13 protein-coding genes are annotated in these 15,015 nt (G+C 42.1%); 6 read left to right on the forward strand and 7 right to left on the reverse strand.

Features of this window, described 5'->3' with window-relative positions; translation table 11 throughout:
* Positions 1 to 39: 39 nt before the first annotated feature.
* Positions 40 to 978 (reverse strand): malate dehydrogenase, encoded by a 939-nt coding sequence (gene mdh / locus Xind_RS06220; protein ID WP_047684380.1) that lies wholly within the window; start codon positions 976 to 978, stop codon positions 40 to 42.
* 190 nt (positions 979 to 1,168) lie between these two features.
* The gene (locus Xind_RS06225; protein WP_047684377.1) at positions 1,169 to 1,363 is read right to left on the reverse strand and encodes a hypothetical protein; all 195 of its coding nucleotides are present in this window, start codon (positions 1,361 to 1,363) and stop codon (positions 1,169 to 1,171) included.
* Between the two features lie 56 nt (positions 1,364 to 1,419).
* On the opposite strand from Xind_RS06225, the gene argR reads away from it, so the two are divergent.
* Positions 1,420 to 1,890, forward strand: a complete 471-nt coding sequence (gene argR, locus Xind_RS06230; protein ID WP_047684374.1) for a transcriptional regulator ArgR — start codon at positions 1,420 to 1,422, stop codon at positions 1,888 to 1,890.
* A gap of 135 nt (positions 1,891 to 2,025) precedes the next feature.
* Here the strand turns inward: argR and mpl are convergent, their stop codons facing one another.
* A complete protein-coding gene (mpl, locus tag Xind_RS06235; protein ID WP_187649675.1) occupies positions 2,026 to 3,396 on the reverse strand; it encodes a UDP-N-acetylmuramate:L-alanyl-gamma-D-glutamyl-meso-diaminopimelate ligase in 1,371 nt (456 codons plus the stop codon).
* A gap of 170 nt (positions 3,397 to 3,566) precedes the next feature.
* On the opposite strand from mpl, the gene fbp reads away from it, so the two are divergent.
* Together fbp and ppa are read left to right on the forward strand one after the other, a co-directional pair.
* Complete coding sequence (gene fbp, locus Xind_RS06240) at positions 3,567 to 4,580, forward strand: class 1 fructose-bisphosphatase (RefSeq protein WP_047684370.1); 1,014 nt, start codon at positions 3,567 to 3,569, stop codon at positions 4,578 to 4,580.
* 325 nt (positions 4,581 to 4,905) lie between these two features.
* Positions 4,906 to 5,436 (forward strand): inorganic diphosphatase, encoded by a 531-nt coding sequence (ppa, locus tag Xind_RS06245; RefSeq protein WP_047684367.1) that lies wholly within the window; start codon positions 4,906 to 4,908, stop codon positions 5,434 to 5,436.
* Positions 5,437 to 5,568: 132 nt separating this feature from the next.
* Here ppa and Xind_RS06250 read toward each other — a convergent pair whose 3' ends face one another.
* From Xind_RS06250 to tamA, 3 genes are read right to left on the reverse strand one after another with little or no spacing between them, the layout of a single operon-like run.
* Positions 5,569 to 5,916: a gamma-glutamylcyclotransferase family protein gene (locus Xind_RS06250; protein WP_038261434.1), complete on the reverse strand. Its 348-nt coding sequence runs from the start codon at positions 5,914 to 5,916 to the stop codon at positions 5,569 to 5,571.
* 2 nt (positions 5,917 to 5,918) lie between these two features.
* A complete protein-coding gene (tamB, locus tag Xind_RS06255) occupies positions 5,919 to 9,680 on the reverse strand; it encodes an autotransporter assembly complex protein TamB (protein WP_187649676.1) in 3,762 nt (1,253 codons plus the stop codon).
* Positions 9,677 to 11,419 (reverse strand): autotransporter assembly complex protein TamA, encoded by a 1,743-nt coding sequence (tamA, locus tag Xind_RS06260; protein ID WP_047684361.1) that lies wholly within the window; start codon positions 11,417 to 11,419, stop codon positions 9,677 to 9,679. Before tamA ends, tamB begins: the two co-directional genes overlap by 4 nt.
* Before the next feature lie 134 nt (positions 11,420 to 11,553).
* Between tamA and msrA the strand changes: the two genes are divergently transcribed.
* Both msrA and paeA read left to right on the forward strand, forming a co-directional pair.
* Positions 11,554 to 12,201: a peptide-methionine (S)-S-oxide reductase MsrA gene (gene msrA / locus Xind_RS06265; protein WP_047684547.1), complete on the forward strand. Its 648-nt coding sequence runs from the start codon at positions 11,554 to 11,556 to the stop codon at positions 12,199 to 12,201.
* Between the two features lie 157 nt (positions 12,202 to 12,358).
* Entirely contained in the window at positions 12,359 to 13,690 is a 1,332-nt protein-coding gene (gene paeA, locus Xind_RS06270) for a polyamine export protein PaeA (RefSeq protein ID WP_047684358.1), read from the forward strand.
* 141 nt (positions 13,691 to 13,831) lie between these two features.
* Here the strand turns inward: paeA and Xind_RS06275 are convergent, their stop codons facing one another.
* On the reverse strand, positions 13,832 to 14,038 hold the full coding sequence (locus tag Xind_RS06275; RefSeq protein ID WP_038261417.1) for a DUF1107 domain-containing protein: 207 nt from the start codon (positions 14,036 to 14,038) through the stop codon (positions 13,832 to 13,834).
* A 343-nt stretch (positions 14,039 to 14,381) separates the two neighbouring features.
* On the opposite strand from Xind_RS06275, the gene Xind_RS06280 reads away from it, so the two are divergent.
* Positions 14,382 to 14,939: a YtfJ family protein gene (locus Xind_RS06280; RefSeq protein ID WP_187649677.1), complete on the forward strand. Its 558-nt coding sequence runs from the start codon at positions 14,382 to 14,384 to the stop codon at positions 14,937 to 14,939.
* The last annotated feature ends 76 nt before the right edge of the window (positions 14,940 to 15,015 follow it).

The raw sequence follows: 15,015 nt of genomic DNA on the forward strand, positions 1-15,015 counted from the left end.
TATTTAAATTAATTCGTATATTAATAAATTAAGAATAAATTAACCATTAATAAATCTTTCGCCTAATTCAATATCTTTTTTCAGAACATCCAGCATATTATCCAATGCTTTCTGTTCAAACTCACTCAATTGACCAATATCTAAACGTTCTTCAACACCATTTTTGCCCAAACGAACAGGTTGTGCAAAGAAACGAGCATATTTGCCGTCACCTTCTACATAGCTGCATTCGATAACATTGCTTTCACCCTGCAAACCACGGATCAAAGAAAGACCCAGACGTGCTGCTGCTTGACCCATAGACAAGGTTGCAGATCCACCACCTGCTTTTGCTTCAACAACTTCAGTACCTGCGTTCTGAATACGTTTCGTCAACGCTTCTACTTCTTCGTCAGTGAAACTGACATCCGGGATCTGAGACAATAATGGCAGAATAGTTACGCCGGAGTGACCGCCGATAACAGGAACGTCCAGCTCTTCTGGTTTCTTATCTTTCAGTTCTGCCACAAACGTATTAGAGCGAATAATATCCAGAGTAGTTACGCCAAACAGACGATTCTTGTCGTAAACGCCCTCTTTTTTCAGAACTTCGGCAGCGATTGCCACAGTGGTATTCACAGGGTTAGTAATAATTCCGATTAATGCTTTTGGACATGTTTTGGCAATTTGTTGAACCAGATTACGGATAATGCCTGCATTAATATTGAACAGATCTGAGCGATCCATACCAGGTTTACGTGCTACACCTGCAGAAATCAATACAACATCCGCTCCTACCAATGCAGGAGTTGCATCTTCACCAGCAAAACCAGTGACCTTCACGGCTGTTGGGATATGGCTCAAATCGGCAGCCACACCTGGGGTCACCGGAGCAATGTCATACAAGGAAAGTTCTGAACCTGAAGGAAGCTGGGTCTTGAGTAGAAGGGCAAGTGCCTGACCAATACCACCGGCTGCACCGAGAACTGCAACTTTCATCCTGATACTCCTTTAAATAAGTGCTGTAAAAAACTTAAACCTGTCTGGTTAAGAGACTCATATTTCCCATACAAAGTATAAGTATGGGATACGCTCTCAGCCTTACTCATCACTACGTATTAAAAACAATCTGTTAACAGACAGATTATCTACCTAATAGCCTAATGATGGAATACTAAAGTTTTTTATTTTAGACAAAATGCTTATCTGTTAATGAGATAATGGACACTTTTTTAGGAATTATTCCTGTTATCTTATTAATTGCTCTGTTGATTAACTTGCCCTTTTCCTTTCCCCTGAATAATGCAATTTTATTAACAATAAATTTACTGGGTTCAATAATGTAATTATGCTCTCTATTGGGTTTTTCTTCTCTTTCTTGCATAAAAATTCACTTTTTGCATAATATTGGCTTCATAGTGGATTCAACGATGGTGAAATATGCGAATTCCTTCGAAACAGGAAGATTTGATCAAAGCTTTCAAAGCATTATTAAAGGAAGAAAAATTCAGTTCTCAAGGCGAAATAGTTGCAGCACTCCAAGAAGAAGGTTTTAAAAACATTAATCAATCTAAAGTTTCCAGAATGCTGACAAAATTTGGTGCTGTCAGAACCCGTAATGCAAAAATGGAAATGGCCTACTGTCTGCCAGCAGAATTAGGTGTTCCTACTGCCACCAGTCCATTGAAAAATTTGGTATTAGATATTGATTATAATCATTCCGTAGTTGTTATTCGTACCAGTCCTGGCGCAGCACAGTTGATCGCGCGTTTATTGGATTCATTAGGAAAAGCAGAAGGGATCCTTGGCAGTATTGCAGGAGATGACACTGTTTTTTCTACACCGACACAAGCCCTCACAACCAAACAGCTCTATGAGGCTATCCTCAACTTGTTTGAGCAAGAACTGTAAATCAATCGTCCATCAAGATCATGTAAAAACACGGTATCACTACATACCATTTTACCAGAGAAAATTTTGCCAGAGGTTCTGTGTGAGAGGATCGCTTGATTATTGCGATCCTCTTAATTTAACGCTTGTGATCAATTAAGCAGCGTGTGCTTTCTTATTCAACGCTGCCAATAATTTCTCATGAATACCACCAAAACCACCATTACTCATGATCAGTATGTGGTCACCCGGCTGTACTGCCTCCACAATCATACGTACCAACGTGTCAATATCTGCACTCCAGCGAGCAGGTTGAACACATTGTTCCACAATTTCAGCAACCTGCCACTGGATATTACCAGGCTGAAACAGAAAAACTTCATCCGCCCGGCCCAGGGAAGGTGCAATATCATTTTTGCTTATACCCAGTTTCATGGTATTTGAACGTGGTTCCAGTACTGCAAAAATGCGCGCCATACTGCCCGCTTTGCTTCTCAGAGCTTCCAGTGTTGCCAAAATTGCGGTTGGATGATGGGCAAAATCATCATAAATCGAAATATCATTCACTTTGCCGAGTAATTCCAGTCGGCGACGAGCATTGATAAAGTCACCTAATACCTGACAAGCATCCTCAGGCTGAATTCCTACATGGTGAGCGGCTGCAATAGCCATTAAGCCATTATGCATATTGTGTTCCCCCACCAATGACCAGTTAACTTCGCCAACCAATTCACCATGATGGTATACTCGATAGGTACTACTGTCCTGAGTGGTTTTTTGGACGTGCCAATCCCCTGTTTCTCCGAGGGATTCCAACTCACTCCAGCATCCCATTCCAAGCACTTGTTTCAGATTTATGTCATTATCGGGCACAAGGATTTTACCTATACCCGGTACGATTCTGACAAGATGGTGAAATTGCTTTTGGATGGCAGCCAGATTTTCGAAAATATCAGCATGATCGAATTCAAGATTATTTATGATCAGCGTACGAGGGCTATAATGAACAAATTTCGAACGTTTATCAAAGAAAGCACTATCGTATTCATCCGCTTCAATCACGAAAAATGGGCTTTCACCAATCTGCGCTGAAACATCAAAATTGCCCGGCACACCACCGACCAGAAATCCCGGTTTATAGCCACAGGCTTCCAGGATCCACGCCAGCATACCCGCAGTTGTTGTTTTACCGTGTGTTCCTGCAACAGCCAAAACCCAACGCTCAGGTAAAACATAATCATGTAACCACTGTGGGCCGGATGTATAAGGAATACCGCGATCCAGCACCGCCTCAACACAAGGATTACCACGTGTCATCGCGTTACCGATGATCACCATATCTGGCACAGGATCGAGTTGTGAAGGATCGTATCCTTGGATCAGTTCAATACCCTGATTTTTCAACAGAGTACTCATAGGAGGATACACATTGTCGTCAGAGCCGGTAACTTCGTGACCTAATGAACGAGCGAGTATCGCCAGCCCTCCCATGAAAGTACCGCAGATGCCAAGAATATGAATACGCATTTATTTCTATCCGATATCATGAAGTGTATCACTATTCTAACCATCAAATCACAGATTAGAAATGCAATAGCCTATCAATCATTTTATTCTTTAGCTAAACTGCCCGCACTTAAGTGCTACCAGAATATGTAGCACGATTTTAAAACCATAACCAAATCAAGGCCTTCGTCATGAAAACATTAGGCGAATTCATCGTCGAGAAACAGCACGACTTTCCTCATGCTACGGGTGAACTGACCGCACTACTTTCTGCCATTAAATTGGGTGCCAAAATCATTCATCGGGACATTAATAAAGCTGGCCTGGTCGATATTTTAGGCACCAGTGGTGTTTCTAATGTTCAGGGTGAAGTTCAGATGAAACTGGACTTGTATGCCAATGAAAAACTCAAAGCGGCATTAAAAGCACGCGGTGAAGTAGCTGGTATTGCTTCCGAAGAAGAAGACGAAATCGTCATCTTTGATGGTGACCGGGCAGAAAATGCGAAGTATGTTGTTTTGATGGATCCACTGGATGGTTCTTCAAATATTGATGTAAACGTTTCCGTTGGGACTATTTTCTCCATTTACCATCGAATTACGCCAGTTGGGCAACCCGTTACCGAAGAAGACTTCCTGCAACCGGGTCATCGTCAGGTTGCAGCGGGTTATGTGGTTTACGGTTCGTCCACTATGTTGGTTTACACCACTGGCTATGGTGTTCATACTTTCACTTACGATCCTTCCCTTGGTGTATTCTGTCTGACCCATGAGAAAGTCCAGTTCCCGGAAAAAGGTAATATGTACTCGATTAACGAAGGGAACTACATCAAATTCCCTCTGGGAGTGAAAAAGTACATTAAGTATTGCCAGGAACAAGACGAAGCAACTCAACGCCCTTATACTACCCGTTATATTGGCTCACTGGTTGCCGACTTCCACCGCAATCTGTTAAAAGGTGGTATCTATATCTACCCAAGTACAGCAAGTCACCCGACTGGCAAACTCCGTCTGCTGTATGAGTGCAACCCAATTGCTTTCCTGGCTGAACAAGCCGGCGGCAAAGCCAGTGATGGCATTAACCGGATTTTAGATATCGTACCAAGCAAGCTGCATCAGCGAGTGCCTTTTTTCGTCGGAACCAAATCTATGGTAGAAAAAGCCGAAAGCTTTATGGCTGAGTTTCCAGATGATCCGGATGAGTAATATAAGTCAACTGGTTGATTAATTGGTTCTAATATAAGAAGAGGTGAGGATTCGCCTCTTTCTATTATTACTCCAACACTATTACTCCAATACAAACAACTACCCAGTTATCTCTGTAATATTTATCAGTATTTTTTGACTTGTCCCAACCTAGTTTTGTTCACTCTTTTTTTCTTTGTTCATGAATGATTTTTGAACAGGGATCCTCTACCACCATTAATCTATAGGAGTACAGGCATAATACAGAAAAATGGAATTACTTTAAGTCTGTTTTGGCTATAATATCCCGCACTCCATTTTGGTTTGAAATTGAAGGAAACCTTTTATGAGCCTGAACAATGTACCGGCGGGTAAAGAACTGCCAGAAGACATCTACGTTATTATTGAGATCCCTGCAAACGCCGACCCAATCAAATATGAAGTAGACAAAGAATCCGGCGCTCTGTTTGTAGACCGTTTCATGGCGACCTCCATGTTCTATCCATGCAACTACGGTTATATCAACAATACCCTGTCTCTTGATGGCGACCCTGTTGACGTACTGGTTCCAACTCCATACCCATTGCAGCCGGGCTCCGTTATTCGCTGCCGTCCAGTTGGTGTTCTGAAAATGACCGACGAATCTGGTGAAGACGCTAAACTGGTTGCTGTTCCTCATTCTAAACTGACTAAAGAATACGACCACATCAAAGATGTAAACGATCTGCCAGAGCTGCTGCGTGCTCAAATTACACATTTCTTTGAACACTACAAAGACTTGGAAAAAGGTAAGTGGGTAAAAGTTGATGGTTGGGAGAATGCCGAAGCTGCTAAAGCAGAAATCCAATCTTCTTTCGAACGCGCTGCGAAAAAATAATCCTGACGGATAACAGCAAGTTTTGATTATAAAAAACCTCTGTACTTTTATTTATTGGTACAGAGATTTTTTTATTTGGTTGTATTGGTTAACCTGTTAAAAATGATATAAAAACAGTAACATCGCTGATTTTTATCTCTCTTCGTGCCGCTTCAGCCAGTCACCGCTTTCTATTCGAGGCACTCCCTCAACTGATAACATGTATAAATAGATCCATGCGCTGCCATAAGGGGTTTTGACCAATTCCCTTTGATATTCCTGAGTATTCTTTTTCAAATCATCCAATTCAGTCAAAATGGATGACGTAATGCGATAAACCTCACATTCAATTGTTCCTTCGCCACGGATCACCGCTGGATAATGTCCCAAATCATAAATTTCATAACCTTCCAACCTGTGCTCCCCCAAAAGTTGAGCATAGGTCATCCAGTGGTGATTACCTTGTTTGCGCCTCAGGCTGCCATAAACAATAACTCGCATCTTTAAAACTCAAACTCATAGAGCAGATCTAAAGCCTGATCAATACCAGATACCGCTTCCAGATACAATCTCGGCATCACACGGTAACGTAACGTCAGAGTTGCCAGAGAGTCAAAAATACCAACACCATATTTGACCTGTAAGTCGTTGGTAATCTTGCCGCTCACAACAACCTGCGATTTGTTACCAATTCCTTGTGTATCCAGAGCCAGATCAGAGACACCAAAGGTTTCACCAATTTTGCCCACTAATCTACCGCTCTGCGCGACACCCAAACCAATCAACACAGAAGTCATCTGGGAGTTATCAGCCCCCCCCTTCTCTAACCCTTCACCACGCAACAGGTAAGATAACGCTTCCTCTTGTGATTTGACTGGCTCAGAGAAAATTTCAATCTTAGGTTTATCTGCCAATCCCCTCACTTTCACACCAGCAATAACATCATTCGCTGTCGATTCGGGGTTGCGGATCGCTTCAATATTCAACATAGGTTGATCTGGTGGACCAGAGAACAAAATAATTCCCTTGCGTACCTGTAAATCCTGCCCATAAGCGCGAAAGCGACCATCCGGAATATCAATTTGACCGTTCAGCCCCAATCCCTGTTGATCCTGAATGACTTTCAGATCTCCTTTCAACTGAGCGTTCAAACCAAATGCACTCAAGCGGACATCATCACCTACGTGAATATTTAAATTACTTTGAATCAAAATGGAAGATTTTTTCTTTTCTATCGGCTGTAGATTTTTATCCAGCATCACTTCGTCAGGAGAAACATCTACCGCAGATTCCGGTAATTCCTGTACGGTAATGCGTGCCCACGGAATATCCACATTGCCATTGAGCTTCAATAATTGAGGCGTCGCTTCAAAAACCAAATCAGGACTCACATCAATTTTTACCATTGGTGGTACTGTCACACGCAGTTTCTCACCATACGCTGTCACTCTGGCATACCATGCGTCCAGATTGTGCCAGTCTGCATTACCATGAAGATTAAGTTGCCCTTGCGGAGTTTTGATCACACCATCCAGATCGGAACGGACACCATCAAAATGAACCGCTACCTGACTTTGGTTGATATCAAACGGCAACCAGTGGCTACTGACCTGAAAAACATCTGCTTTTAATATGCCAAATAACAACGGATTCTTAGCATTACCACCAAGGCGCAAGTTCGCATTTAAATTCCCTTCAGCTTTTTCCCCTTTATCCAGAATCGGTTTCATCAACCTCAGAGAAAGGGACTGGATATCTACATTACCCGCTAATTTACGACGGCCTTCTAAATCATCAATTTGAACATGACCATTCAGTTGTCCATTATCTGCCAGTTTAAATAACCACGTTAAATCCGCCTTACCATTTGTCAAACCAGCACTCAAAGTCAATGCTTCAAAATCAACAGGTAACGTAGTGCCTTCCACAACCTGCCGAATCTGGACGCCGTTTCCTTGCAGAGTCACGTTCGCTTGTGGTAATTGATGCCCTGCTGTCCATTTGACATTGGCACTCCCACTAAAGACGCCTTTAAGTTGGGTTGTTTTATCCAGGAATGGCTGGATCATGGCAAGATCAAAACGCTCAAACACAATATCAGCCCGCCCACTGGGGCCAGCTTCAATCGGTTTCGGAATACAAAGTTGAGCATTCGGGTTCAACCAACAATGAGTACCAACGATCACTTTTTGCTGTAATTTCTGATAATCAATAGCGATCGCCTTACTTAAGCGCCACTCACCAATCGGAGTCTCAAAATAGGTATTGTTGATATTGCCTTTCCAGCGTTCTTGTTTACGGTCAAAACTCCCATTGAGCTCCAGCTTACCTGATACGGGATTCCCATCCACCTGCAATTGTAAGTCATGCTGTTTTTCTGTTCCTTTGGCATTGAGCATCAAGTTACTGATGATCAGATCTGACTGCTTCAATTGACGAATAACAATCGATAACTGCCCTTCAATCTGATCGACAGAACGCACATTTCCTTTAATAACAGCGCTATCCACCCTCAGCATATTCTGCCAGCCCACACGATGTGCATTTAAATCTGCCACAACTTGCGGTGCTTTCAGGTTGCCACGTAGCTTCACATCACCGACAACCACTCCGGACAATCCCGGCAGCAAGCCATTTAATTGTGGGGCATTGATATCGCCATCCAAATTCCATTTTTCATCGGTAAGATATCCTTTAATATCCAGCGTGTTACGACCAAAAATAAAGTTAAATTGGGGAATATCCCATTGTCCGGCCGCATTGCCGGAAACTTTGCCATGTGCTTTGACAGTATTCTGTTTTATATAACCATCAAGGGATATTTCAGGAAGTTGGAGCTGCCAACTGCCTCCATATAAACTGCCACGTACTGCCACCTTGCCATCTATTTTGGCAGGCCATTCCGGCCACTGTTTAGCAGTATCAACGCTATTAAGCGTCAACAACGCATTCCAGCTAATGGCTTTGCTCCAGTCAACTACACCTGTGAGATCCGCATGCCCCTGCAACGCAGATAGACGCAATCGAGTTAATCTGAGTCGTTCTTCATTTCCCTTTGCATCCAGTACCAATAATGCCGATGGAAGTTCTTCACCCTTAATATCAGAACGCAGGAAAAGATCATAACCACTGGCCTTACCATTCAGACGTAATTTGACATCATTTAACTGATATTCAGATTTACCTGCCAATGGCCACTGTAACCGTTTACCTGCCAATGTCAGGCGTACAGGCAGGCCCGCTTTAGCTAATTCGACCTGAGCATCCAAATTAGCATTCACTGGCCCTGAAAGATTCAATGCCAGATTAAGCTGCTGTAATAAAGATCCGTTCAGTTTTGCCTCAACCTGTTGCCCGTTCAGTTCATCCAGCTGAGTATCGCCCTTAACTGACAAATTGACTGGCCACTGTTCGGACAGTTTTGCCGTTCCCTGTATCGTGAAGGAGCCTTCCGGTGCACTTACGCTGAAGGTTTTGATATCTACCTGCTGCCCCTGATTACTGGCTTGCAGTTTCAGATCATTGAGAATGATAGCGGTATCTCCCGTCAGACGAAGTTGACGGCCGTGAATATTTTCTACCGTAATATCAAGGGGAATAGGAACATTAGGCAATTCAGTCAATAGTGGCTTAGAAAACAGTGTCTTTAAAACTTCTCCCAATGATTCCTCTGGTTCAGCTTTCTGCTGAGTTTTCTGTGCAGTATGTCCAGGAGGGGTTCTCGGCAATGCAACCAATAACTTATTGACTCGTATGGGTTTTAAAGTCAGATGTTTTGCCTGCCACTGAGCACCCGCTTTGAACTCGTCTAAATCAATGACTGTATCATCTACTTTGACATAGGTATTCTTTAAAGAAAGCAGATCCAATGAAATAGGATATGGTGTTTTCAGTTCAGTTAATGGCTCTGATTCTGACGGGTTTTCTGATGGCGGAAGTTCTGCCGTATTGACTAAAACAGATACCCCTTCCGTCGTCAGAGCACTGACACAAACATGGCTGTGTTTCAAACAAGAGAGGCGCAACGAAAGGTGTATTTTGTCAGCATTAACATCAACACCCGGTATCTTATATTTTATACCTTGTAATGTTAAATCGCGCCAACCGCCACTGATATCTGCTATCTCCAGTCCCGGAACTAAGCGTGTCGCACTGTTAATCATAAAATGTAGACCAGTTCGTGTACCCACTAATCCCGCAATCGCTATCAACAACAGGCTAACAACCAATAGGAAAGCAATGCTCAGCCTTTTTGCCCACCTCATAGTTCAGCCCCTAAACCGATATAAAATTGAATGCCATGATTATCTTTATCTCTCACGGGGGTTGCCAGGTCGAATTTAATCGGCCCAACGGGGGAAGCCCAACGTATGCCTAAGCCTGCACCTGTTTTAAAATTGCTCTTCTTGATATCATTCACTGCTTCGCCAGTATCCACAAACAATGCACTCCACCAATTACCATAAATATTATATTGATATTCCAGCGAACCAATAACCAACTTTGACGCCCCTGTTAACTTACCATTACTATCTTTAGGGGAAATCTTCTGGTACTTATAACCACGGATACTACGATCTCCTCCGGCGAAGAAACGCAAATCAGGCGGCACTTTCTCGAATTGATTGGTTTCTATCCAACCAAGATCTCCCCGTAAAACAAAACGGTGTTTATCACGAAACGTTCTAATCCAAACGTGGTGAGCCTGTAAGACTAGAAAATCTACATTTGATCGCCAGGTCGTATCGGAAACATCAATTGAATAACGCTGACTGTCTCCCCAATAAGGCATAGTACCGCCACGCTGGCGAATTCGGCTGATATTCGCGCCCGGATAAAGCAACGTTGTTGTATTCGTTACATTAGCTTGAGTAAAGTGGCTGAGGCTCCAGCGCAAATTGATACTGTATCGCCACCCTGTGGAGAGATCCCAGTTACGAGAAAGGTTTAAAGTTGCGGTATCCGAGATGGTATCGTTGATATCTTTACGCTTATAACCTGTTTGCAACTCATAATATTGTTCAAGTGGATTAGCCTTAAGTGGCATTTTATAAGATGCATCAATCAATTGATCACGTCTGGAAATATTGATGCTAGTACTCAAACTGTGCCCACGGGAATTGAGCCACGGCTTTTTCCATTTTGCCTGAATACGAGGACCAACATCTGTTGCATATCCTCCTCCCAACTCAACATAATTGGCAGAACGGGGAACCAAAGAAGCATCCAGTGGCAATATCTTGTCTTTACTATCACGCCCCGCAGTAAAATCAGGCACGACAACCGCTGAGTTGAACCATCCAGTATCTGCCAGACGTCGGTTAAATTCTGCCAGTTCTTCCGAAGAGTAATAATCTCCTTCTTTAAACGGCACAAGATTATTCAGGTAACTTTCTCGGATTTGTGAGCCTTGAAACTTAACAGGACCAAAGCGATAACGCTCTCCGCTATCAAAATCAAAATCCCAGAAGGATTCATACCGTTCCTGGGATACTTCCAATTCACTTTTTTTTAACTCGGCATCAAAATATCCCTTCCTGAGCGCCAGATTATTTAACCCACTCTTAAAGTTTTCATACTCGCCATGATTTAGAATTGTCCCTTTCTTCGGCGTATTTTTTTTGATAAGTGCAGCATAATCCTGGTCGGTTTTAGCTCCCCCCTCTAAATCAACCTTAACTTCAGCAACCCGCACTGGTTCACCTGGTGTGACTTTTGCTGTCAAAACAGGACGGAAAGGTGGAGTATTTTCCTGATAAGTGAATTCAATGGTGGGATCATAATACCCCAATGGCCTTAACCCTTTTCGTATGGCTTTTTCGACACGGGCCCGAAAACGTCCATCGGGAGAAACTTCATCAGTACTGATGTTTGAGAGCTGCACTCTGGCATTTTTATCCAGCTCGCCAGAAAGTCCTTCCACTTTCAATCGTAAATTTGCACTATAAGCCGATGGAGCTGCGATAGACACACAAAAAATAAACATGAAAGGGTATCGTGACACGCGAACTCCTAATATTTATTTAGGGGTAAGATTCAGCAGCATAAAAGAATACTGCCATGGATTAATTCTGGTAAAGTTTGAAAGATATACAAGCAACTCATAACCATAAAATAGATGACAAACGGGAGAGAATCTTGCCAAATTCAGCCAACGAAAGCCAACATGTTTCTGAACAGAATGCATTACCAGGCCGAGAAATACCATTAACTGTATCACCCTATCACTACGTTACACAGCATGCGATAAATAACATACCTGATAATATGGAAATTGCTTATGTAGGCATGGGTTGCTTCTGGGGTGTCGAACGTCTTTTCTGGCAGCAGGAAGGCGTGTATACCACATCTGTTGGTTACAGTGGAGGCACCACGCCAAATCCGACCTATGAGGAAGTCTGTTCAGGGTTAACCGGGCATACCGAAATCGTCAAAATTGTATTTGACCCGAACAAAATCACCTATGGGCAGTTATTGAAGTTGTTCTGGGAAAACCATGATCCTGCACAAGGTATGCGTCAACAAGGTGATATCGGTACACAATATCGCTCAGCCCTTTACACGATTTCTCCTGAACAATATGCGCAGGCACTCTCAAGTCGCGAGCAATACCAGCAAGCAATGGATGATAATGACGATAAGCGCACAATTACCACAGAGATCCGGCAAGCCGGGCCATTCTATTTTGCAGAAGATTATCACCAGCAATATCTGATGAAAAATCCAGAAGGGTATTGTGGATTAGGAGGCACAGGCATCTGTTTTCCACCTCCGTCCAGAAACTAGCTGATTTAATAAACTCAAGTTATAATTATCGGACTAAATTCATTTGTCTTACGGCAATGTGCCGTAAGATATTATTTGTGTAATTTTTCATATCTTCCTCCAGTGTTATTCAAATAAAAAACCTACCCTGCCACTGGAGATAAGACACGGATACTTTATGTTAAACAGTTTATTAGTCATACTTTTGCTTTGTGCGATTAGCGCATTTTTTTCGTTATCTGAAATTTCTCTCGCCGCTTCAAGAAGAATAAAATTAAAACTGATGGCTAACGAGGGAAATATCAATGCAGCTCATGTTCTCAAATTACAAGAAACGCCGGGCATGTTTTTTACTGTCGTACAGATTGGCCTGAATGCAGTAGCCATCCTCGCAGGTGTTGTCGGAGAATCTGCCTTTTCTCCTGCCATTAAATCATTACTACTCAAATTTATGCCTTATGAATGGGCAGAACAACTTGGCTTTATTTGTTCTTTCACTATCGTAACCAGCTTCTTTATTTTACTTGCTGACTTGACCCCTAAACGCCTTGGAATGATTAAACCCGAAGCTGTTGCAATCAGAATTGTAAATCCAATGCGTTTTTGTTTGGCAGTATGTCGTCCATTAGTCTGGTTGTTCAATGGGCTCGCTGACTGCATATTCAAAGTCTTCAAAATCCCGATGGCACGCAATGAAGATATCACCTCTGATGATATTTATGCTGTGGTTGAAGCAGGGGCCGTCGCTGGAGTATTACGTAAACAAGAACATGAGTTGATCGAAAATGTTTTCGAACTGGAGTCCCGTACTGTTCCTTCTGCCATGACGTCCCGTGAAAGCGTGGTTTATTTTGATAAAAATGAAGACGAAAACAGTATCAAAGAAAAGATCTCTACCCATCCACACTCAAAGTTCCTCGTCTGCGATGGTGATATTGATCATGTCCTTGGTTATGTAGACTCCAAAGATTTACTGAACCGTGTTCTGAATGGGCAGAACCTCAGCTTAAAAAATGGCGTTCAAATCCGCAATGCTCTGATGATCCCTGATACTCTCTCGTTGTCTGACACCCTGGAAAGTTTCAAAGCTGCCGGAGAGGATTTTGCCATCATTCTCAATGAATACGCACTGGTGATGGGTGTGATAACTTTGAATGATGTCATGACAACTTTAATGGGAGATCTGATTGGTCAGGGTCAGGAAGAACAGATTGTTGTCCGCGATGAAAATTCATGGTTAGTAGAAGGTGGCACACCTATTGAGGATGTGCTGCGAGTTCTGGATATCGATGATTTCCCGGATTCCAACAATTATGAAACGATTGCCGGGTTTATGATGTTCCGTTTGCGGAAGATCCCAAAACGCACAGATTATGTGAAATTTGAAGGTTACAAATTTGAAGTAGTCGATATTGATAACTACAAAATTGATCAATTACTGGTAACCAAAATTGTGGATACACCATCTCCTTCCAGTTCAGGCCCTACTGAGCAGGCAGTATCTGAGTAATAAACTCAAAGAAAAACTGTCATTAGAAAAACTCTCCTTACAAAAAAACGGCCGAAAGGAAAGGCCGTTTATTATACCAATTTATGTTGCGTCAATCATGATATATAAGCATATAAAGCCATTAAGTTAGCTGTCAAAAAGCTATCCCATTTCAGCCTGTAGGAGCAACACGTGCTGGTTAACTTCACTCATTACATGGAAATGACGTTTATCTTTTATCCTTGGAGGTAAAATTTTCCCATAATTAAATTCAAAAGCACCCATATCCTTAATATACAACCGCCCACGGAATAGGGTTTTTACGTAGAGAGCAATTTTTAGTGGATTATAGTGGCGAAAGATTTTCATCTTTTTTTATTCCTCCGTGCTTCTTACGATACTATTTTTTTACTGCATTTTTTTGTTGCATTGTTGTTTACTGCATTGCGTGATCAAACACATCACTGCTGTGTACGATGTATAGACTCTATATCCGACAATTTGTTCCCCAACATTGAAGATTCAATCACTACTTTTACGTAACATGATGAAAAAAGAGAGCATTATGTTATATTGTCTGAAGATTACCTTATATTTTATTTTGAATGTTAACAAATTGTTGTATTTTGTAAGGACAGACCCGCCAACACGCGCTATGCTGAATATGATGCACCTTGATAACATGCCATATCATGCCAAATAAGGAATAAACATGCTAAAAAACATAATATTACCTTTAATATTGGGCTTAGCTTCAATATCTGCGTTTGCCCACAATATTACTGTCGAAAAACCCGTTCCTGTTGTCATCGTAACAGATAAAGGTGAACTACTTCTCAATGACAATAAGTTTAGCTATCAGAAATGGAACAGTGCAGAACTTCCAGGGAAAGTAAGAACTATCCAGCATATTGCCGGGCGCAGCTCAGCCAAAGAGATGAATGATCCCCTCATTCAGGCCTTGAAAGCGGCTGATCTCCCGAAAGATCAATATCAAACCACCAGTATTGTAAATACCGATGATGCTATTTTTGGCACCAGTGCTTTCGTCCGCAGCAGTCTTGAAGACAGTAAAAAAGAGTTTCCGTGGTCACAATTTATTGTTGATAGTCATGGTGTTGCCAAAAAAGCATGGGAGCTGGAACCCAAAAGTTCAGCAATCATTGTGTTGGATAAGAATGGTAATGTGAAATTTGTCAAAGATGGCAAATTAAGTCATGAAGAGATCACACACGTTCTTGCTTTGATCAAAGAAGAACTGAAAAATTAATTATCTTTTTATTTTTCTATCATATTGAACTAGTGATAATGGTTTCGTGGCAGGAACCATTATCACTTTTAGCTAT

The organism is Xenorhabdus indica, from assembly GCF_014467235.1.
GTDB lineage: Bacteria > Pseudomonadota > Gammaproteobacteria > Enterobacterales > Enterobacteriaceae > Xenorhabdus > Xenorhabdus indica.